Below are 20,098 nucleotides of genomic sequence, written 5' to 3'. Positions count from 1 at the left end.
CTAATTAAACGAAAATCAACACCAACTGTGAAATATGGGTCAATTCCCCTGAGCTTCTGCGCGGCTCTTGCCACTGACCGCCAGCGCCAACGTAGCCCCCATCAACCCATCCAGATCCCCATCCAAAACCCCTTTGGTATCCGAGGTTTCAAAATTGGTGCGCAGATCCTTAACCATCTGATAGGGCTGTAAGACATAAGACCGGATCTGGTTGCCCCAGCCCGCATCCCCGGCGCTTTCATGCACCTCATTGACCAGCGCCGACCGCTTGTCCAACTCCATCTGGTACAGACGGCTTTTCAAGGCTTTCATCGCAATATCACGGTTCTGGTGTTGCGATTTCTCTGAAGAGGTCACGACGATCCCGGTTGGATGGTGGGTGATACGCACCGCGGAATCGGTGGTGTTCACGTGCTGTCCCCCGGCCCCGGAAGACCGATAGGTATCAATGCGGATGTCGTTCGGGTTAACTTCGATTTCAATGTTGTCATCCACCACCGGGTAGACTTTGACAGAGGTGAAAGAAGTGTGACGTTTGGCAGCGGAATCAAACGGGCTGATCCGCACCAGCCGGTGCACACCGCTTTCCGATTTCAGCCAGCCATAGGCGTTGTGACCGGCAATCTTATATGTCGCTGATTTGATACCCGCCTCTTCGCCGGCGCTTTCCGCCTGCAACTCGACTTTATAGCCCTTCTTCTCGGCCCAGCGGACATACATGCGCGCCAGCATGCTGGCCCAGTCACAGCTTTCCGTCCCACCGGCACCAGAGTTGATTTCAAGAAAGGTGTCATTGCCATCCGCCTCGCCGTCCAGCAATGCCTCAAGCTCTTTCTGCGCGGCCGTTTCGGCCAACCCCTTGAGCGCGGTTTCCGCTTCGGAAACAACTTCTTCGTCGCCCTCCATCTCGCCCATCTCGATCAACTCAAGATTATCGGCCAGCTCCTGCTTGATGTCCTCATAGGTCGCGATGGAATCCACCAACGCCTGACGATCACGCATCAGCTTTTGCGCCGCATCCGCATCATCCCACAGGTTGGGATCCTCGACACGGGCGTTAAATTCCTCAAGCCGGTGCTGGGCCGTCTCAACCCCAAGCCGTTGTCCCAGTAATTCCAATGACTTGGAAATCTGATCTGCGGTATTTTGTGCCTCTGCGCGCATCGGGTTCAAGCCTTTTTTCTATGCCTCTCCGACATAGACCAGCGCATCACCACCTTCAAGCCGTAGGGCGGGGTTAACCCCGCCCCCGCTTAATACAAACCACCCGAAGACAAGGTGCCAAAGCTGGCTTTCGGGCCAACAACCGCCTTCTTGCCGGTCGATGTGGTAACCTGTTTGGCGGTGCGGCCCACTTCCTCAACCAAAGGCAGGTCGGCCCCCATTGCAAAACCGCCATCAAAAGTGATGCCGAACAGCGGCTCTTCGCCAGCGCGGAAACATTCGGACACAACATTCGAGCCAGAGGCCCCGTTGCTCAACCGCGCACCGGTGAACCGGTCAATATTGATGAACTCACAGGCCTCGGGCACTTTGAATTTGCCCCCGCCGTATTTCTTGACCGCCTGACGCATGAAGCGTTGGAAAACCGGACCGCACATGCCCCCGCCTGTCGCACCGCGCCCCATTGGTCGCGGTTGATCATATCCGATATAGCACCCGGCGACGATATTGCTGGTGAACCCTACAAACCACACATCCTTTGCGTCATTTGTGGTTCCGGTTTTACCAGCGGTCGGCACGCCAAGGTCAACCGCCTTGCGCGCAGTGCCGCGCTCCACGACGCCGCGCATCATCGAGGTCAGCTGATAGGCGGTCACCGGATCCATCACCCGATCCCGGTTTGAAATCACCCGCGGTGCAAGCCCCGGATCAAGACTGGCAAGCTGGCAGTCGTTACAGATCCGCTCGTCATGCTTGTAGACGGTTTTGCCGTAACGGTCCTGCACACGGTCCACCAATGTGGGCTGCACCCTTTCGCCCCCATTGGCGAACATCGCATAGGCGCTGACCATCTTGAACAGAGTGGTTTCCTGCGAGCCCAAAGCATTGGCCAGCACCGGTGCCAGATCGTCATAAACGCCAAACCGCTCGGCGTAGCTGCCCACCACGCTCATCCCGACCTCCTGTGCCAGACGGATCGTCATCAGGTTGCGCGACTGTTCGATGCCGGTGCGCAGGGGGGTGGGGCCGTAAAACCGGTTGGAAGAGTTCTTGGGCCGCCAGACCCCCTGCGGTGTATTGATTTCAATCGGCGCATCCACGACGATGGTAGCCGGGGAATAGCCGCTATCCAGTGCTGAGGCATAGACAAAGGGTTTGAAACTGGAACCCGGTTGGCGCTGTGCCTGTGTGGCGCGGTTGAACACAGAGGCCTGATAGGAAAACCCGCCCTGCATGGCGATCACCCGGCCGGTGTCAACGTCCATGGCAACAAACGCCCCCTGCACCTCTGGCACCTGACGCAGGGTCCAGCGGATGAAACTGCCATCGGCATCTGCTGTCATGCGACGCACCAGCACCACATCTCCGACCTCAAGCAGATCACCAGCAACCTGTGCCTTGCGCCCCAGTTTGCCGTCTTCCAAACGTTTGCGGGCCCATTGGACATCTTTGGCGGGAATGAAATGACCCTCTGCAGTTTCCTCCACACCTTCAATGCCGATACGCGCAGCGCTGTCACCAACACTCAGAACAACGGCAGGGTACCATTGGTTTTCAAGATCGATATCCCGCGGCACCCGCAGATCGGCCAGCGCGTTGCGCCAGTTCTCTTCGCTATCCAGTTGATCCACCGCGATTTTCTGTCCGGTGCCGCGCCATACGCCGCGCCCGCGGTCATATTGTTCCAATTGCCGGCGCAGGGCATTGGCGGCAATAGGCTGCATCTCGTTGTCGATGGTGGCGCGAACAGTCAGACCGCCGGTGAAAAATTCACCCTCACCAAAGTCTTCGGACAACTGGCGGCGGATCTCGTCGGTGAAATAATCGCGTGGTGGCAGGTCTTTCTTGAAACTGTCAAAATCGCCGTTCTGTACAGAGCGCAGGGGCTGGGCGCGCTCGACCGCATATTCCTCATCCGAGAGATAACCGTTCTCGTTCATTTCGCGCAGCACAAAATTGCGCCGCTGCAACAGGCGGTCCTTGCGGCGCACAGGATGGTAATCTGACGGGGCTTTGGGCAAGGACGCCAAGAACGCCGCCTCATGCGGTGCCAGCTCTGACAGGGTCTTGTTGAAATAGGTCTGCGAAGCAGCCGCCACACCATAGGAGTTCTGCCCGAGGAAAATCTCGTTCAGATAAAGCTCAAGGATCTTTTCCTTGTCCAGCGCCTCTTCCACGCGCGCGGCAAGGATGATTTCCTTGATCTTGCGTTCTGCCCGCCGGTCACCGGATAGCAGGAAGTTCTTCATCACCTGCTGCGTGATGGTCGAGGCCCCGCGCACATCGCGCCCCCGTGTGCGCACCGCGTCAAACGCCGCCGCACCAATCCCACGCAGGTCATAGCCGTCATGTTCGTAGAAGTTTTTGTCTTCCGCCGAAATAAACGCCTGTTTGATCATCGGCGGAATCGTATCCGCAGGGGCAAACAGACGCCGTTCCTTGGCAAATTCATCAATCAACCGGCCCTGCCCCGAATAGATCCGGCTGATCGTGGGCGGGGTATATTGCGCAAGGCTTTCGTGGCTGGGCAGATCGCGGCCATACATCCAGAAAATGGCACCAATGGTCAGGGCCACCATACCGATGCTCATTGTGAGGGTGGTAAAGATACCGCCCAGAAAAGAAAGGATAAATCGGAACACCAATGCAGACCCTTGAATATGGCTGTCGTTACTGGCGCTTATAGGGGATCATGACAGGATCGTCAAAACCCCGGGACAACTGCAATCGGCTGTTTTCAGCGCAAAATCAGGGCTATTGGCGCACCAATGGCGCACGGGCGGCGTCAGTGTCTCGCCATGTTAGAATCGCTTTTGCGATGCCTGTCACCATTGTGTTGCGCCAGACCGGATCGCGCAGGTTTTTCAAATCCCGGTCTGAACTTAGAAAACCGACCTCAACCAATACTGACGGGATGTCCGCCGATTTCAGTACCGAAAACCCTGCCTTGCGCAGCGGCTTGCGGTTCATCGGCCCGCCCGCCTCTGTCATGCCAGCGATCAGCGTATTGGCCAAGGACAGTGACCGTGGCTCGGTTTCCTGTCGCGCCAGATCCAGCAGAATGCCCGCCACCTCATCATCCGATCCGGTCAGATCTGCGCCGGCAATGATATCAGACCGGTTGTGGCGCGCCGCCAGATGTGCGGTTGCCGCATCGCTGGCCTCTTTGGACAGGACGTAAACGGTCGCACCCTTCGCACCGCCCTGCCGCAGGTTGTCTGCATGCAGCGAGATAAAGATGTCAGCCTGCGCCTGATGGGCAATGGCGACGCGGGTTTCAAGCGGCACAAATATGTCCTCATCGCGGGTCATGACCACATTAACTCCGCTGCGCAGCAATACCTCGCGCAGGCTGCGGGCAAAAGAAAGCATCAGGTCTTTTTCGCGAATTTCGCCGCGCTCCGCCCCCGGATCAATGCCACCATGCCCAGCATCCAGCGTCACGGTAAACCGTTCGCTTTCAATATCTTGTATCTTTCTCGGCTTTGCCAAAGCTTCGGGCCAGGCGGGATCAACCGGGGCACCAGCGCGGGCGGAAAATTCTTCTGGGCTGGCGGTTTTCAGGGCAATCTCCAGTACTGCCTGCCCGCTTGCGGCATCCACCGGCATGCCGATTTCCACCGGCACCATGGGTTCCGCCAGATCCGCGACCAAACGTGACCACCCCGGTCGAAAGGCACCGAACCTTACGGCCTCAACCCGTCCCGCCTCGGGCAGGATCATCTCCGGGCGTAAACTGGACCAATCGGCCTCTTTGAAATCCACAACCAGCCGTGCCGGATCTTCCAGCAGGAAGACACGGAATGGCACCCCCTGACTTAACCCGATCGTGACCTCGGATTTGCCGAACCAACCATCCGAAATCCCTGACCTTGCCGGGTCAACACGCGCCAATGCGCTCAGGTCTTGGGCGGCTGTGGCACTTGCCCACAGCCCTAAAAACATCACCAGATAAAGGAATGCCCGCATCTCTCACCGTTTTGGCTTGTGCCATTTCGCAACCCATAACACGCCAGAACAGGCCCGCCCAGCCTCTGTAACACCTCCGCTGTGCAATCGTCAGAGGTCCATCGCAAACAAGGAACATTCCACAGATATGGCGTTTTGCCGCCGCATTGCTGCCCATTTCCGGGCTGATACTGATTTCAACAATGCGAAAGGAGAGTCGCGTGAAAACCCTCAACAGAATCTCTCAACTGGGCCGCGCCCTGCAATGGTTCACCGCTATCTGGATCGTTATGCTGCTGCTCAAAGCGCTATATGTGTCGTTGTTTCATGCAGGCGGTGCCGATGCACAGTCCTTCCTCAGCCTGTTTTCTCATCTGCTTCAGTCCTACGGCTGGATGCCACTTGCCGCAGGGATCGCCCTTCGGATGGCCTGTGCCCCATGGATGCCAGCCCCGACCGGCCCGCGCGGCCCGGAACCACAGCCGGGCGGCACTTACTGATCAGGGTCTTCTGCCCGCCATGAACGTCTTGAGACGGGCAAGACCTTCGGCAATATCGGCGGTGCTGCGGGCATAGGAAAACCGCAATGTAGTGGCCCCGCGTTTGGGGTCAAAGTCAAGACCGGGTGTGACAGAAACCTGCGCCTTCTCAAGTATTTCCGCAGCAAAGCTCAAGCTGTCAGAGGTGTGTTCACTTACATCCGCATAGACGTAGAATGCGCCATCCGGTGGCGCGAAACTGGTGAACCCTGCCTCTTTCAGCCCCGTCAGCATCAATGCACGGTTGGCCCGGTACACATCCATATTGGCCTGTAGTTCCGCCTCGCAATCCATCGCAGCAAGGGCTGCCACCTGACTGGCATGCGGGGCACAGATGAACATGTTCTGGGCAATCCGTTCAACCACACGCACGTGATCCTCTGGCACCACCATCCAGCCAACACGCCAGCCGGTCATCGAGAAATACTTGGAAAACGAGTTGATGACATAGCAGTCATCGGTCACTTCCAAAGCAGTCACAGCTTTTTGATCGTACTCCACCCCATGGTAAATCTCGTCCGAAATGAAGGATGCATTCTGAGCCGCACAGGCGTCGATCAAATCCCCCATCGCCGCACGGTCCAGCATCGTGCCGGTCGGGTTGGCGGGGGAGGCAACCAGCAATCCAGCCAGATCCTGATCTGCAAAATCCGCCGGCACCGGCTGTAAACGATTCTCAAGAGAGGTTTGCAAATCCACCGGCGTCAGGGCCAGCGCCTTGAGAATCTGGCGATAGCTGGGATAGCCCGGTGCACCGATGCCAACACGGTCACCAGTGTCAAAAAGTGACGTAAAAGCAAGGATAAAGCCCCCCGAAGACCCCGATGTGATCACCACTCGGTTGGGGTCCAGATCGACGTTGTACCATTCACCATACATCCGCGCGATGCGGGCGCGCAGGGCCGGCAGACCCAAAGCCACAGTATACCCTAGGGCCCCGTCATCCATCGCGTTTTTCAACGCCTCGACCGCCCCTTTCGGTGCGCCCGTGCCGGGCTGGCCCACTTCCATATGAATGATGTGCTGGCCTTCGGCCTCTGCCTTGGCGGCAGCTTGCATTACGTCCATCACGATAAAGGGATCAACGGCGGACCGGGTTGAGTTGCGCATGGTCTTGCTCCTGTGTCTGGGCCGTGTTTCACTGGGAATGCGTCCAACGTCAAGTTGACGCGGCATTTGCTTAGAAAGGTCTCTCGTCATGTTGCTCCGTTTTGCCGCCCCGATTGTCGCGGCATCCCTCGCCCTGCCTGTCGCTGCCATGGATCTGACTGAATTGTCAGACGCAGAGCGCGCCCAGTTTCGCGCCGAGGTGCGGGCCTATCTGATGGAAAATCCAGAAGTGATCATGGAAGCCGTCGATGCCCTGCGCGAGAAAGAAGCAAACGCCCAAGCACAGGCCGATGTGGACCTTGTCAGCGTCAATGCAAAGGCGATTTTTGATGACGGGTATTCATGGGTTGGCGGTAACCCCGAGGGCGACATCACGCTGGTCGAGTTTCTGGACTATCGTTGTGGATATTGCAAAAAGGCCCATGACGAAGTGGCCAAGCTGTTGAAAAAAGACGGAAACATCCGCCTGATCGTCAAGGAATTCCCGATTTTGGGTGAACAATCGGTTCTGGCTTCGCGTTTTGCTGTGGCGGTGAAACAGGTGGCGGGTGATGACAGCTATAAGGCAATGAATGACGCGTTGATGGCCTTTCGCGGTGACGTGACCCCTGCCTCCCTGCGCCGTATGGCAAGCACATTCGGGCTGGACATGGACGCCATTGAGGCGGTGATGGACAGTGATACGGTGACGCAGGAAATCGCGGAGACCCGCGCCTTGGCCCAGCGGTTGCAGATCACCGGCACACCGACTTTTGTGATGAAAGACGAGCTGCTACGCGGCTATCTGCCCTATGATCAGATGAAGGCCCTGCTTGACGAAAAGCGCGGCTGAAGCGTTTCAAAGAAACGTTTGATGGTACTTCACGAGGCGCTGAAAATGCGCCTCAAGTGACCGTTTCAGATGGGCGGCATCCTTGACTGTCAGAATGTAGTCTACCAGCAAATTATACTGTTGGATCTGACGCGGCAGCCGTTGCGCCGGATCAAGACGCAGCTGGCGGTCCGCTTCCTCGATCACCTGCACCTGCTGTTTCTCGGGCCAGTCAAACATCTCTCCTGTCCCGCCCAGGCTTTTGCCATTCATCAGCGGTTGTTCTGCATCGAAATGTCGAAACACCGCATCTTCCAACGGTTGTACGTCCACCACCTCCGCCACGGGCCAGGCCCAGACATAGGCGATTTCCCAGACATCAATCTGCCGGTTTGCGATCACATCTGACCGGGCCGAGGTCAGATGCCGACGTACACGGGTACGGATGCCATCCACCGACTGGCCGACATAGATCGGCTGACCGTCCAGATCACATAGGGCATAAACACCAATTTCATTGGTCAGTGCCCCTATTGCCTTGGACCGATATGCTTGCGCGGCACTCACGCGACTTTACGGCGCAGCGCGGCGTTCAGGATCGGTTGAAACAAACTGCGGTCCAGATAGCTGACAATGGGCACAGCCACCCCATCCCCAGCTACCTGATAGGCCTGATTGTAACGTTCGGGCATTTTGAACCGGTCGCTTAACCCCATCAGCCGCGCGACTTCCTTGCTGGACAGCAATCGCGCGCGGGTTTCATTGCCTTTGACAAACATGATCGTCTGACGCGATGATCCTCCCGCCGGGGTGCGCAAGCAACCCGCCAGCCCGTCAAACCGCACCTCAGCGCGTTGCCGGTTCAACCCGTTATCGTCGGGGCGCCCACGTTTATAGAGCATGCCGATTTCGGTCTTCCCTGTGCCTCGCGCCTTAAGCACCCGCGCCTGACTTGGCTCCGACATCATCGACAACAGCCGCGAAACATCCGCCTCGGCCAGCCAGTTGGTATTGGGTGTATCATCCACAATTTTGCGCAGGGAGGCGCGGCGTGGCGCGGGCGCATCATGGGCCCACCAGACCCATTGCTGCGCACTCTTCTTGGGCAGTTTCGCGACAAATGAACGTATCTTTGCCGTGTGGAAAACACCGCTCGCAGCCTTGGTCGCAAGCCCCTCGGTCAAAACGTCCTGACGCACGCCGACGATGAACAGCCGTGGCCGGCTTTGCGGCAGGAACTTTGCCGCATCAATCTCCAGCCCGCCAACGCGATAGCCCAAACCAATCAGCGTTTCCAACACCGCGCGCAGGTCCCGCCCGCCATTGCGGGTCATCAATCCGGTGACATTTTCAAAGGCGATGATGCGCGGTGCAAAACCGCGCTCCCCCGCCTGCCCGATCAGCCGGGCCCATTCCATAAACATGCCTGAACGTGCGCCGTTCAATCCACGCCCCTTGCCCGCAAGTGAAAAATCCTGGCAGGGGCTGGATGCCCAATAAAGGTCAATCGGCCGCGTAAGAGGTTCGACGTCAAGAGCAGCAATATCGCCTTTTATCAGGTGTTTGGCCCCCCAGTTCTGCGCATAGGTGGCGCATTTCATCGCATCGATGTCATTGGCCAGCGCACAGTCCCATGCCTTGCCCAGCCCGGCACGCACCATGCCAGCACCGCAGAAAAACTCGGCATACTTGGGGGGATTATCGACAGAACCTACCATATCTATGTCTAGACCCAGCCTGTTTGGGTGTCGACTGAAAAACGGCGGGTTTACTCTGCGGCCTGGGCCTTCTTGGCGTCGATTTCTGCCGCACGTTTCTCAACCTGCTCGACGATATGTTCAATCATATCGGCATTGTCCTGTTTGTGGCTTTGCTTACCCGCAAGATAAACCATACCCGATCCGGCCCCGCCGCCGGTAAAGCCGACATCGGTCATCAAAGCCTCGCCGGGACCGTTCACCACGCAGCCGATGATGCTCAGGCTCATCGGGGTTTTGATATGCTCTAACCGCCGCTCCAGCACCTCGACGGTTTTGATCACGTCAAAGCCCTGGCGCGCACAGGAGGGACAGGAGATGATATTCACACCCCGGTGACGCAGGCCCAGCGATTTCAGGATCTCAAATCCCATCTTCACTTCTTCGACCGGATCTGCGGACAGGGACACGCGGATCGTGTCACCAATCCCCATCCACAGCAGGTTACCCATGCCGATGGCCGATTTCACTGTGCCACTGATCAACCCGCCTGCTTCGGTGATGCCAAGATGAATTGGTGCATCCGTGGCCTCGGCCAGTTGTTGATAGGCGGCCGCAGCCATAAAGACATCAGAAGCTTTGCAGCTGATCTTGAATTCATGGAAATCATTGTCTTGCAGGATCTTGATGTGATCCAAGCCACTTTCCACCATCGCATCGGGACAAGGTTCGCCGTATTTCTCAAGCAAGTGTTTCTCAAGGCTGCCCGCGTTCACACCGATGCGGATCGAACAATTGTTGTCCCGCGCCGCCTTGATCACCTCTTTCACCCGCTTTTCATCACCGATGTTGCCGGGGTTGATCCGCAAACAGGCCGCTCCGGCATCTGCCGCCTCAATCCCACGTTTATAGTGGAAATGAATATCCGCTACGATGGGCACTGACACTTCGGGCACAATCAGTTTCAACGCTTTCGAAGATGCTTCGTCGGGGACTGAAATGCGCACAATGTCCGCGCCCGCATCTGCAGCGGCCTGAACTTGCGCAATTGTGCCTTTCACATCCGTGGTCAGCGTGTTGGTCATGGTCTGCACCGTGATCGGTGCATCGCCACCAACCGGTACATCGCCCACCATGATCTGGCGTGATTTCCGACGGTAAATGTTGCGCCATGGACGGATAGAATTAAGCGACATGAGAGCAACCTTTTAGCAAAGAGTGGTGCCCTTCATCTATTCACTTGAGGTGGTAATCGCAATGGAGGTTTACTCATGCGGTGGTGCTGTCAGGTAAACTGTTTGTTTGAACGTCTGGTCAGCGCTCAGACTGATTAGTTGGACTGGCAGGGCATATCCGCCAGAATCGCCGGATCAATATCCGAGCTGGCAAGATCCGCAAACATCCGCGACAGAGATCTGTCCGCTGTCGGGTCCACCGGTTCGTAAAGGGCCATCAGGGCCTGATTGTCCAGCGGCAGGTTTGACGTGATGCTGCCCCGCGCGCCAACCGGCCCGAAACAGCCATCGGCCATGGCGAAATACAAGGCACCGGATTCGCCTGTACGCAGGGTTGGTGGTTCTTCGGTAGCAGGCACATCCCATGTGTCGCCCTTGTCCATCACACCCTCAAAGATCACCGTACCATCAGCCGCACGCACACGTACCCAGGACGGGTATGCGGCGACCATACGCACTGCGGCTGCCGGGCCTTCAACAACCTGCGGAACAGCGGGATTTTCAATGCCAGCAGGCAGGTCAGCAACGCTGAGTGCCGCCGGTTGTGGTGTCAGATCTGGGGTTGCGAAATTGCCCAGCGACCGGGGATCAATTGTGGCAATCGGCGCATCACGGGCCACCATCAAAGGCACATCAAGCGCCTGAGGACGGTAAAGCCGGTCCAGCGCCTCAACTCTTGGGGCCTCCATGGCGCGCGGTGCGGCGGAGGCAATGTTGTTATCTGGTGTCGTCGTCAACGCCCCCTGAAGCGGATCAAGATCGGACAGGACAACAGGGGTCTGATCCACCGGTGCCACCTGTACACGCTGCACCTCTTGCAACACCGTGTAGCCACCAAAACCAATTGCCCCGATCAGGGCAACCAGAACCAGCATGGAGCCAACGGCCCCCGGTTCGATCCGGCTAAGCAGACTGTCCCCAACGGGTGTGAATGGTGTGTTTGGACGGGCAAATAAATCCGCTTCTTGCGGGGATTTCTTGCGCCCTTCCAGAACCGGCTTTTTGATCACGGAGGCATCCGCAGACATCCCATGCGCCACGGTAAAGCCGGACTCTGCACAGAAAGAGGCAAAGGCCTTGTCAGGGTTCATGTTCAGATAGCGCGCATAGGAACGCACATAACCGGCAATAAACCCGGGTGTATCAAAGGCATCAGGGTCGGCGTTTTCAATAGCGGCGATATAGGAGGCTTTGATCCGCAGCTCACGTTGAACATCCAGCAACGATTTGCCCATCGTCGCCCGCTCGCCCCGCATCACGTCCCCAAGACGCAATTCGAAAGCATCAAACCCTTTGGGTTCCGCGAGTTCTTCGTTTTTAGCCTTAGAGGACCAACGCCCGATCATCCCATCGCCCCATCGTTAACTTGCCTGTCACCATTTACCTGAATCGTTTCTTGATTCGGGATATGGTCTGTTGTTTCGTTATCGATAGCACAGTGCAACGGGAAATACGAATTTTACGTGTTTAGCCAGCAGCTTCGGCACGATTTAGCGCACAATGAGACCACAATCCGTCCATTGCACGAATCAATGCATCAATTTCACCGAATTCATGCACCGGCGATGGGGTGAAGCGCAGACGCTCTGTGCCGCGCGGTACAGTCGGAAAATTGATCGGCTGGACGTAAATGCCATGATCCTTGAGCAACATGTCACTCAACATCTGGGTATGAACCGGGTTTCCAACCATCACCGGCACAATATGTGACCCGTGGTCAATGATCGGCAGGCCCAGCCCCTTTAGCCGCAGTTTCAGGATTTTGGCCTGCTGCTGGTGTTTCTCGCGCAGGTCTGTTGCGGTCTTGAGATAGGCCACAGAAGCCGCTGCACCGGCCGCAACCGCTGGCGGCAAAGATGTGGTAAAGATAAAGCCCGGTGCATAGGAACGCACCGCATCACACATCTTGGCAGAGGCCGCGATATAGCCGCCCATCACACCAAAGGCTTTGGCGAGCGTGCCGTTGATAATATCAAGACGGTGCATCAGCCCGTCCCGTTCCGCCACCCCTGCCCCGCGCGGGCCATACATGCCAACGGCGTGGACCTCGTCAATATAGGTCAATGCACCGAATTCATCCGCAAGATCACACAGGGCTTCAATGGGGCCGAAATCACCATCCATCGAATAGATCGATTCAAAAGCAATAAGCTTGGGGGCCGCCGGATCATCCGCTTCCAGCAGTTCGCGCAGATGGGCCACATCATTGTGGCGGAAAACACGTTTGGCCCCGCCATTGCGGCGCACCCCTTCAATCATGGAAGCATGGTTCAGCTCATCCGAATAGATGATCAGACCGGGAAACAGTTTTGGCAGCGTGGAAAGTGTCGCGTCATTCGCGATATAGGCAGAGGTGAACAACAGCGCCTCTTCCTTGCCATGCAGGTCGGCCAGTTCAGCCTCAAGCCGCTTGTGATAGACGGTTGTGCCGGAAATGTTGCGTGTCCCACCGGAACCCGCACCGGTATTGTGCAGCGCCTCTTCCATCGCCTCAAGCACAACAGGGTTCTGCCCCATGCCAAGGTAGTCATTGCCGCACCAGACGGTGATGTCCTGCTCTGACCCATCGGGACGGGTCCAGACCGCATGGGGAAACTGACCCTTGCGCCGCTCGATATCGATAAAGGTCCGGTACCGGCCTTCTTCATGCAAGCGCGCAATCGCCTCGTCCAGTTTAGCGGTATAGTCCATGCGCATCTCCGATCAGCAGCTTTTGGCAGACGTCTTTCGTACAACTACATATTGTAAGGAACGAATATAGAAATCTTTCTCTGTGTTCAACGTCATATAGATGCGCCCTTTGTCGCATCTTTGATCTATATCAAACCCAGCCAATCAAGCGATGTTGACGCCACTGGACACCCGCCTTTTGCCTGATACGGTCCCCCGGAAACATGAGATACAGGAGCCTCCCATGTCCCTAGACGCCGTATTGTCGCGGATTGACGATGATCTGCCCGCCGCCACCGACCGTTTGCTTGATTTGCTGCGAATCCCGTCCATTTCCACCGATCCGGCCTATAAGGCGGAATGTGACCGTGCCGCTGACTGGCTGGTGCGTGAACTTTCCGATCTGGGTGTGGAAACCAGCAAACGCCCGACACCGGGGCACCCGATGGTCGTCGGGCATCTTGGCGACACCGGCCCGCATCTTTTGTTCTATGGTCACTATGACGTGCAGCCGGTGGATCCGCTGGACCTCTGGGACAATGATCCGTTTGATCCGCAAATCGAAGACACTGCCAAAGGTCAGGTCATTCGCGGACGCGGGTCTTCGGATGACAAAGGCCAGTTGATGACCTTTATCGAGGCGCTTCGGGCGTGGAAAACCGTTAAGGGCGACTGGCCCTGCCGCATCACGTTTTTCCTTGAAGGCGAGGAAGAATCCGGCTCCCCCTCCCTTGTGCCCTTCATGAAGGAAAACGCCGATGAGTTGAAAACCGACATTGCGCTGATTTGCGACACAGGACTGTTCGAATCGAAAACCCCCGCAATCGTCACCATGTTGCGCGGGCTGCTGGGTGAAGAGCTGACCATCACCGGCCCTTCGCTTGACCTGCATTCAGGCATGTATGGCGGCATTGCGATGAACCCGGTGCGCGTGTTGTCCAAAATCATCGCATCACTGCATGACGACACAGGCCGGATCACCGTGCCGAATTTCTATGACGGGGTGCCGGAGCTCTCCGACGATCTGGAAGCACAGTGGCAGGGGTTGGCCTTTGACCACCAGAAGTTCCTGAACGATGTGGGGCTCTCGACGCCTGCGGGCGAACAGGATCGTACCCCGCTGGAGATGATCTGGTCGCGCCCCACCTGCGAGGTGAATGGCATTTGGGGTGGTTATACCGGGGATGGTTTCAAGACAGTACTGCCCTCCAAAGCATCGGCCAAGATCAGTTTCCGCCTTGTCGGCACCCAAGATCCACTGGCGATCCGCGAGAATTTCCGCGCCATGGTCACCGATATGCTGCCGCCTGATTGCGAGGTCAGCTTTAACGGCCACGGGGCCTCGCAAGCCTCTGGCGCGGATTTCTCGGACCCGATGTTCGAATCTGCACGCAAGGCGCTGACCGACGAATGGCAGGTGCCAGCGGCCTATGTTGGCTGTGGTGGTTCAATCCCGATTGCCGGTCATTTCCAGAAGATTTTGGGCACCGAACCGATGCTGATCGGTTTTGGCAAGGATGACGATGCGCTGCACTCTCCGAATGAGAAATACGATATGGAGAGCTTTCACAAAGGCATCCGGTCCTGGGCGCGAATCCTTGACGCGCTTACCTGATCTGCAAAGCCTGTAGCGGGAGGGAGACCGGTTATGCCGATACGAAAAGACTTTCTGGCGATAACCTGTGCTGCTGTCCTTGCTCTAGGGGCAGCCCCTACTGCACGGGCTTGTGCATTTCACGGCTATACCCCTGATCCGACGCTGGTTGACTTACTGTTGGCCACAGAAGAAGTGGTGATTGCGCGCCTGTCACAAGCTGGCGCGCAATTTGACCCGGTTGAGACCCTTGCCGGGCCAGAGGTGACGCAGATTGCGCTGCGCCCCTCAGCCCAAACCCGCCTTGCCGCACAGCGCAGTCCCGGCCTACGCGTGCTGCTTGCGCGGGATGGCAGTTATGGGCCGTGGCAGGAGATTACGGTTCTTGAAGGCAGCATGGGCGCGGTCATGCGGTCGGTCCTATCACGACAGGCGACATGGCAATCGGGTGACCCGCAAGCGCGTGTTGCGTTTTTTGCCCGCCACCTCAATGCCCCCGAGCCTGCCCTGCGCAGGCTCGCCCTGCGCGAGATGGACCGGGCGGATTATGCAACATTGCGCAAATCCTCGCTGCCGCAGGTGACTGGTCTGCGGCGGGATCTGGGGCAAGAGGATGATGCGTTGCGCCCCATTCGCATCCTGCTGGCCGGGCTGTCCGGCGACCGTAGCTTTGTACCCTTTCTGACAGAGGCGCTTGCAAAGGGTGTGGCTGCGCGCAAACCCTATCTGGGTGCCTATGCCACGGCCTTGATTGAGCTGGACGGCACAAAGGGTGTCGAGACGATTGCCGCGCGTTATCTGTCTGATCCCGACCTTGCATTTGATCTGCGCGAAAAGCTGGTGCAGGCGCTTGCGCTGCAATACCATGTCGCCCCCGGCGGTGTGCGGCGCGATATTTCGCGCACAGTGGCCCGCCTGTCACGACAGGACAGCGGATTTGCGCAAAGCGCTGCCCGCCAATTCGGCAGTCTTAAACGTTTTAACGCAGCACCCTCAACTGGTGGCGGTGCAAACCGCTGAGAGCGGTCAGACCTGCGGGGCGACGTTTACCCGCCCCTCGCGCAGAAAGATATAGACGCCCGAGGCAATCACAATGGCTGCGCCCAATAGCACTGTTGTTGCCGGCCATTCGCCAAAAATGGTCCAGCCCCAGAACAGTGAAAAGATCAACAGAACATATTCAAACGGTGCCACCACGGAGGCATGACTTAACCGGTAGGCCTGCGTCATTAGATAGCCGACAATCGCGGAAAGCACCCCAAGACCAAGAATCGGCAGAAGGTCGGCGCTGGCAGGCCAGACCCAGGCACGCAGCAGGAACTGCACCGAAGGGTTGCTGTCCGGGGTCACAAACCGCCCGTCACCGGCCACCAGATAGACCAGCGCACTGACCGAGATAAATGCAAACTGCATATGCAGCGCCAAGGCCGAGGCCCGGCTGGTCTGTCCCAGTTTGCGTGTCAGCACCGACATGGCCGCATAAAAGGCCGCTGCCACCACCGGCAGGATCACAACCCAGCCATAGCCCCCCTCGCCTGCCCACATCTGCGGTCCCATCATCACCATCACACCGACGAACCCCACACCAATCGCAGCGAACCGGCGCGGGCCTACGGTTTCCCCCAGCACCGGGATCGACAGGAGAGTCACAAACAGAGGCGCCACAAAATAAAGCGCGGTGGCCGTGGCCAGGGGCAGCGATGCAATCGCGGCATAAAGCGAAGTATTGGCGATCAGAATAAACAGCGCCCGTGCCGCATGCAGCGCCCACCGCCCGGTGTTCAGCAATTTGACCCCGCCCTCTGCCATCAACAACGCCACGGTAAAGCCAATCGCCACAACAGAGCGCAGCATGATCAACTGATGCAGCGGATAATCACCGGACAGGGATTTCACCAACATGTCATTGATCGAAATGAACAACATCCCGCCCAACATGCAAAAAATTCCAAGACGGGACGGGCTGATCGCAAGTGTATTCATTCCCCCTCATACCGTCATGTTTCCGGCAATGTCAGAGGTGATTTTGTTTTTATGCATGAAGAGCCGAGAAAGCCGTGGCACGGGGCTGCGCAAGACAGGCAACCTCCCTTGTGGCAAAGAAAAAAGGGCCCTCAATGAAGACCCTTTTCGGCAGCGGTGGCGCGGTTGACGGGACTCGAACCCGCGACCCCCGGCGTGACAGGCCGGTACTCTAACCAACTGAGCTACAACCGCCCACTGCGTCGTGACACAGTTAACTGCGCCGCGTTTGCACCTCATATGGGTGTGCCGCACAGCCGTCAAGAGCGAGTCCCCGCAGTATTTGGATGAAATGCGTAATTTCTTTGGGTGACAGCAAAAAAGCGCGCTTTAAGCGCTATCATGCAGTTCAGAAGCTGCAATCCGCACGTTCACGTGCTGGCATATGGGCAGCACCAGCCACACAGCCGGATCGAAACCAGTTAGGCACCCTGAGCAACACAGAAAAGAGCGATCCACCACGCGCCAAACCTACCGAAGATCGGTCGATAAGGCGCAGATTTTATTTGAAAATCTTACAGCGGTGGCGCGGTTGACGGGACTCGAACCCGCGACCCCCGGCGTGACAGGCCGGTACTCTAACCAACTGAGCTACAACCGCCCACTGCAAGCTTGTAAGGTTACCCTCAAAGCGTTTGGACGTCATATGGGCGGCTGCGCGACGCGTCAAGACGGAAATCTGGGCGAAACGATGAAAATGTGGTCTCTGCCCTGTTTTTCCATCTGCCTTACGCAGAGGAATGCCGGATTCGTCTTGATCGCATTGCTTGACCTTTGCCGCACGGCTGAGAAAACAAAAACCCCCCTCAGGCAAACCATGGTGCCCCCAAGGAACCGTCACCGGCTGGCTTAGCGCACATGTGGCGAAGCGTTGAGGCTATAGCCTTGGGGAAAGTCCGCGTTGACATGACCTTAATATTGGTACATTTGTACCAATATGAGTAACAAGATTGAACGCGTCCAAACGGGCGTCCGCATCGAAAAACGTCTTCTGAAAGTCCTCAAGGGGCTTGCAGAGCATTTGGACATTTCGGTCGGAGACTTAATCGAAGGAATTGCCTTGCATAGCTTCGAAAACAAACCACCGTTTTCGCAAGATACCATCGCGAAAATCGCCCAGCTCAAGGATATTTACGAGCTTGAGTGGGCCGCCGCCGATAGCCACAAGCTGAAAGAAGACGACAAATGAAGAACCCACATCAAATGTCCCAAGTCACACAGGCGTTCGAAGCCCACACAATTGACAACACGATGTTTCGGCACGCTGAGCATGTTCAGGTCGCATATGATCTTTTGAGGAAGCATGACTACATGGATGCCGCCATGATCTATGCCAAGGGCATTCAGGCATTGGCCGCCAAAGCAGGCGCGCCCCAGAAATTCAATCTGACCATTACCTATGCATTTATGAGTTTAATCGCGGAACGCATGGCGATTGCGTCCCATCAAGGTTTCGAGGATTTCGTGTCCCAAAATCCTGATTTAATGTCGAAAACGGTTCTGGAACGCTGGTATGCAAACGACCGGCTGCATTCCGATACCGCGCGCAGCATTTTTCTGTTGCCTGACGCCGCGTGAAACCACCCGGCAAATACTGGTCGGCCAACCTTCGCCCGCCCCTTCCTCAGCAACGGTTCACCATTAGACCTGTCGCCGCCACAGTTCATACGCAAGAACAGCAAGCATAAACAGCAACGAAACAACTGGCCAAATGTGACGCCTTGCGCTTTTGCGTTTCTTTTCCCGCCAGTCATATGGCGTCATATGGTTTTCCTATCTGCCTTTGCGCCACGCCGCCAAACCACGGGGCGAACGAATCTGTATTGCCTAGCAGTATAGGGCCGCTTGTAGGTTTAGGTTCAATGAACCTGTGATTACTTTGTGGTGAACGAGGTTGTGGAATTTCTTATTGTCACAATGGGGAAAGATCTGACCGCAGTTCAGAAATCAAAATGCCAGATCCAAGCAGATTGCACATGTGCACAGCCTTACCAGAAAACAGAAGCGGCATTGATTTCCATACAAACACGGTGGGATATGGTGGGTCGTGAGAGGCTCGAACTCCCGACATCTTCGGTGTAAACGAAGCGCTCTACCAACTGAGCTAACGACCCGCCGTGCGCGTCTCTTAGCCCAAGGAGCACGGGGGCTTCAAGCCCCTAAGTGAGCCTTTTTTGCTCTGCGTCGTTTAAAAAGAAAACCACGCCCTGTCCGCCTTCGATTTCACGCAATGCGCCAAGGGGCCTGCCCGTTAAAATCAGGCGTAACATGCGTGAGGTGATGCCATGGGTGATCAAAACCGACGGCTGTTTGAGGCTTTTCAAGAATCGCAGGCAGCGGACATTAAGCGCTGCGAATCCCTCGCCCTCGGGGGCCATCTCATAGAGGTCGAACCCGTCACGGGCACCAGATTCGGCCATAACCTCACTTCGGACCCGCCCCGCCCATTCACCAAGGCCAATTTCACTAAGGGCCGTATCGGTTGTGATCGGGGATATCTGCCCGGCTACCGCGATTTTGGCCGTTTCATAGGCCCTGCCCTGCGGGCTGCTGATCGCGGCAAAGCGAGTCAGGTCCTGCGATCGCAGAATGCGGTTCTGTGCTTGCGCCTGTTGGCGGCCCGTTTCGGTCAAAGCAGAATCAAACCGGCCCTGCAAACGCCCCGTGGCATTCCATTCGGTTTCACCATGGCGCAGAATATAAAGCGGCGGGAAAGCGCTCATACCGCTGCCTGCAGCAATGTTTCCTGCCCGCTTTCAAGCATATAGACACAGCCCTGATCATTGGACAGATGCCCCGCCTGTGCCATGTCCAACCCGCGCACCTCTGCCCGCATCACTTGCCCCCAGAGACCATGTGCAACAACAACGCTGGGCCCGGTCAGATCCTCGAGAAACGAGCGGATGCGGGCCTGAAACGCATTCAACCCCTCGCCCCCTTGCGCGGTTTCGTAAATCTCGAGCGCGGTGGGTTGGCCGCCAGGCCAATCGGGCCGTTCGGCAAGGATCTCTGTGCGTAATCGACCCTGCCAGACGCCTGCGTGGATCTCCATCAACCGTTCATCCAGACGATATGCAGCCCCTGCCAAAGCGATCTCTGCCGTCTGAACCGTCCGGCCCAAAGGCGACACAAAAATATCCGGGGATTGTGAAAGGACCGGGCGGATCAATTCTGCCTGCCGCTCTGCATCGGCAATGCCCTGTGCGGTCAGCGGTGAGTCTAGCTGGCCTTGCAGCCGGTAGGCCTTGTTCCATTCCGTTTGCCCGTGCCGCAAGAACCAGATTTTAGGATAATGTTTCATATGCGCC

Annotated in this window: 18 protein-coding genes and 3 tRNA genes; 6 read left to right on the top strand and 15 right to left on the bottom strand. The window is 57.0% G+C overall.

The genetic code is table 11. The annotated features are described in order from the left end of the window. Positions 1-39: 39 nt before the first annotated feature. The 3 genes from prfB to QQL78_RS06155 form a co-directional block, all read right to left on the bottom strand. Positions 40-1,164, bottom strand: coding sequence for a peptide chain release factor 2 (gene prfB / locus QQL78_RS06165; protein ID WP_284375468.1), 1,125 nt, complete (start codon positions 1,162-1,164; stop codon positions 40-42). Between the two features lie 89 nt (positions 1,165-1,253). Beyond that, complete coding sequence (locus QQL78_RS06160) at positions 1,254-3,806, bottom strand: penicillin-binding protein 1A (RefSeq protein ID WP_284371640.1); 2,553 nt, start codon at positions 3,804-3,806, stop codon at positions 1,254-1,256. 112 nt (positions 3,807-3,918) lie between these two features. Further along, positions 3,919-5,133, bottom strand: a complete 1,215-nt coding sequence (locus QQL78_RS06155; protein WP_284371638.1) for an N-acetylmuramoyl-L-alanine amidase — start codon at positions 5,131-5,133, stop codon at positions 3,919-3,921. A gap of 200 nt (positions 5,134-5,333) precedes the next feature. Here QQL78_RS06155 and QQL78_RS06150 point away from each other — a divergent pair, with 200 nt between their 5' ends. Beyond that, the gene (locus QQL78_RS06150) at positions 5,334-5,612 is read left to right on the top strand and encodes a hypothetical protein (protein ID WP_284371636.1); all 279 of its coding nucleotides are present in this window, start codon (positions 5,334-5,336) and stop codon (positions 5,610-5,612) included. On the opposite strand, the gene QQL78_RS06145 is transcribed toward QQL78_RS06150, so the two are convergent. Continuing rightward, the gene (locus QQL78_RS06145; protein WP_284371634.1) at positions 5,613-6,761 is read right to left on the bottom strand and encodes a pyridoxal phosphate-dependent aminotransferase; all 1,149 of its coding nucleotides are present in this window, start codon (positions 6,759-6,761) and stop codon (positions 5,613-5,615) included. Between the two features lie 88 nt (positions 6,762-6,849). Between QQL78_RS06145 and QQL78_RS06140 the strand changes: the two genes are divergently transcribed. Beyond that, a complete protein-coding gene (locus QQL78_RS06140; protein ID WP_284371632.1) occupies positions 6,850-7,593 on the top strand; it encodes a DsbA family protein in 744 nt (247 codons plus the stop codon). A gap of 6 nt (positions 7,594-7,599) precedes the next feature. Here the strand turns inward: QQL78_RS06140 and QQL78_RS06135 are convergent, their stop codons facing one another. The 5 genes from QQL78_RS06135 to hemA all read right to left on the bottom strand — a co-directional run bounded on the left by QQL78_RS06135 (position 7,600) and on the right by hemA (position 13,195). Further along, positions 7,600-8,139 carry a GIY-YIG nuclease family protein gene (locus QQL78_RS06135; RefSeq protein ID WP_284371630.1) on the bottom strand — a complete coding sequence of 180 codons (540 nt, stop codon included), beginning with the start codon at positions 8,137-8,139 and terminating at the stop codon, positions 7,600-7,602. Next, a complete protein-coding gene (locus QQL78_RS06130; protein WP_284371628.1) occupies positions 8,136-9,290 on the bottom strand; it encodes a DNA cytosine methyltransferase in 1,155 nt (384 codons plus the stop codon). Before QQL78_RS06130 ends, QQL78_RS06135 begins: the two co-directional genes overlap by 4 nt. Before the next feature lie 50 nt (positions 9,291-9,340). Beyond that, complete coding sequence (gene ispG, locus QQL78_RS06125; RefSeq protein WP_284371626.1) at positions 9,341-10,465, bottom strand: flavodoxin-dependent (E)-4-hydroxy-3-methylbut-2-enyl-diphosphate synthase; 1,125 nt, start codon at positions 10,463-10,465, stop codon at positions 9,341-9,343. 134 nt (positions 10,466-10,599) lie between these two features. After that, positions 10,600-11,850, bottom strand: coding sequence for a helix-turn-helix domain-containing protein (locus QQL78_RS06120; RefSeq protein WP_284371624.1), 1,251 nt, complete (start codon positions 11,848-11,850; stop codon positions 10,600-10,602). A gap of 121 nt (positions 11,851-11,971) precedes the next feature. Then, the gene (gene hemA / locus QQL78_RS06115) at positions 11,972-13,195 is read right to left on the bottom strand and encodes a 5-aminolevulinate synthase (RefSeq protein WP_284371623.1); all 1,224 of its coding nucleotides are present in this window, start codon (positions 13,193-13,195) and stop codon (positions 11,972-11,974) included. A 223-nt stretch (positions 13,196-13,418) separates the two neighbouring features. On the opposite strand from hemA, the gene QQL78_RS06110 reads away from it, so the two are divergent. Beyond that, positions 13,419-14,789 carry a M20/M25/M40 family metallo-hydrolase gene (locus QQL78_RS06110; RefSeq protein WP_284371621.1) on the top strand — a complete coding sequence of 457 codons (1,371 nt, stop codon included), beginning with the start codon at positions 13,419-13,421 and terminating at the stop codon, positions 14,787-14,789. Between the two features lie 33 nt (positions 14,790-14,822). Then, positions 14,823-15,788 (top strand): hypothetical protein, encoded by a 966-nt coding sequence (locus QQL78_RS06105; protein ID WP_284371619.1) that lies wholly within the window; start codon positions 14,823-14,825, stop codon positions 15,786-15,788. Between the two features lie 6 nt (positions 15,789-15,794). On the opposite strand, the gene QQL78_RS06100 is transcribed toward QQL78_RS06105, so the two are convergent. From QQL78_RS06100 to QQL78_RS06090, 3 genes are all read right to left on the bottom strand, one after another. After that, positions 15,795-16,751 (bottom strand): DMT family transporter, encoded by a 957-nt coding sequence (locus QQL78_RS06100; protein WP_284371617.1) that lies wholly within the window; start codon positions 16,749-16,751, stop codon positions 15,795-15,797. 157 nt (positions 16,752-16,908) lie between these two features. Beyond that, positions 16,909-16,985: transfer RNA gene (locus QQL78_RS06095), tRNA-Asp, on the bottom strand. 329 nt (positions 16,986-17,314) lie between these two features. Next, a tRNA-Asp gene (locus tag QQL78_RS06090) sits at positions 17,315-17,391 on the bottom strand. A 336-nt stretch (positions 17,392-17,727) separates the two neighbouring features. On the opposite strand from QQL78_RS06090, the gene QQL78_RS06085 reads away from it, so the two are divergent. Continuing rightward, positions 17,728-17,979, top strand: a complete 252-nt coding sequence (locus QQL78_RS06085; protein WP_284371615.1) for a hypothetical protein — start codon at positions 17,728-17,730, stop codon at positions 17,977-17,979. Between the two features lie 122 nt (positions 17,980-18,101). Then, positions 18,102-18,368: a hypothetical protein gene (locus QQL78_RS06080; protein WP_284371613.1), complete on the top strand. Its 267-nt coding sequence runs from the start codon at positions 18,102-18,104 to the stop codon at positions 18,366-18,368. A gap of 460 nt (positions 18,369-18,828) precedes the next feature. On the opposite strand, the gene QQL78_RS06075 is transcribed toward QQL78_RS06080, so the two are convergent. The 3 genes from QQL78_RS06075 to QQL78_RS06065 all read right to left on the bottom strand — a co-directional run bounded on the left by QQL78_RS06075 (position 18,829) and on the right by QQL78_RS06065 (position 20,091). Then, positions 18,829-18,904 (bottom strand) — tRNA-Val (locus tag QQL78_RS06075). Positions 18,905-18,949: 45 nt separating this feature from the next. Further along, on the bottom strand, positions 18,950-19,513 hold the full coding sequence (locus QQL78_RS06070; protein ID WP_284371612.1) for a histidine phosphatase family protein: 564 nt from the start codon (positions 19,511-19,513) through the stop codon (positions 18,950-18,952). After that, positions 19,510-20,091, bottom strand: coding sequence for a histidine phosphatase family protein (locus QQL78_RS06065; protein WP_284371610.1), 582 nt, complete (start codon positions 20,089-20,091; stop codon positions 19,510-19,512). Before QQL78_RS06065 ends, QQL78_RS06070 begins: the two co-directional genes overlap by 4 nt. Positions 20,092-20,098 lie beyond the last annotated feature (7 nt).

Source organism: Sulfitobacter pacificus, assembly GCF_030159975.1.
GTDB lineage: Bacteria > Pseudomonadota > Alphaproteobacteria > Rhodobacterales > Rhodobacteraceae > Sulfitobacter > Sulfitobacter pacificus.
Note: the sequence above shows the minus strand (reverse complement) of the source record. Positions and strands in the feature narration are given on the sequence as shown.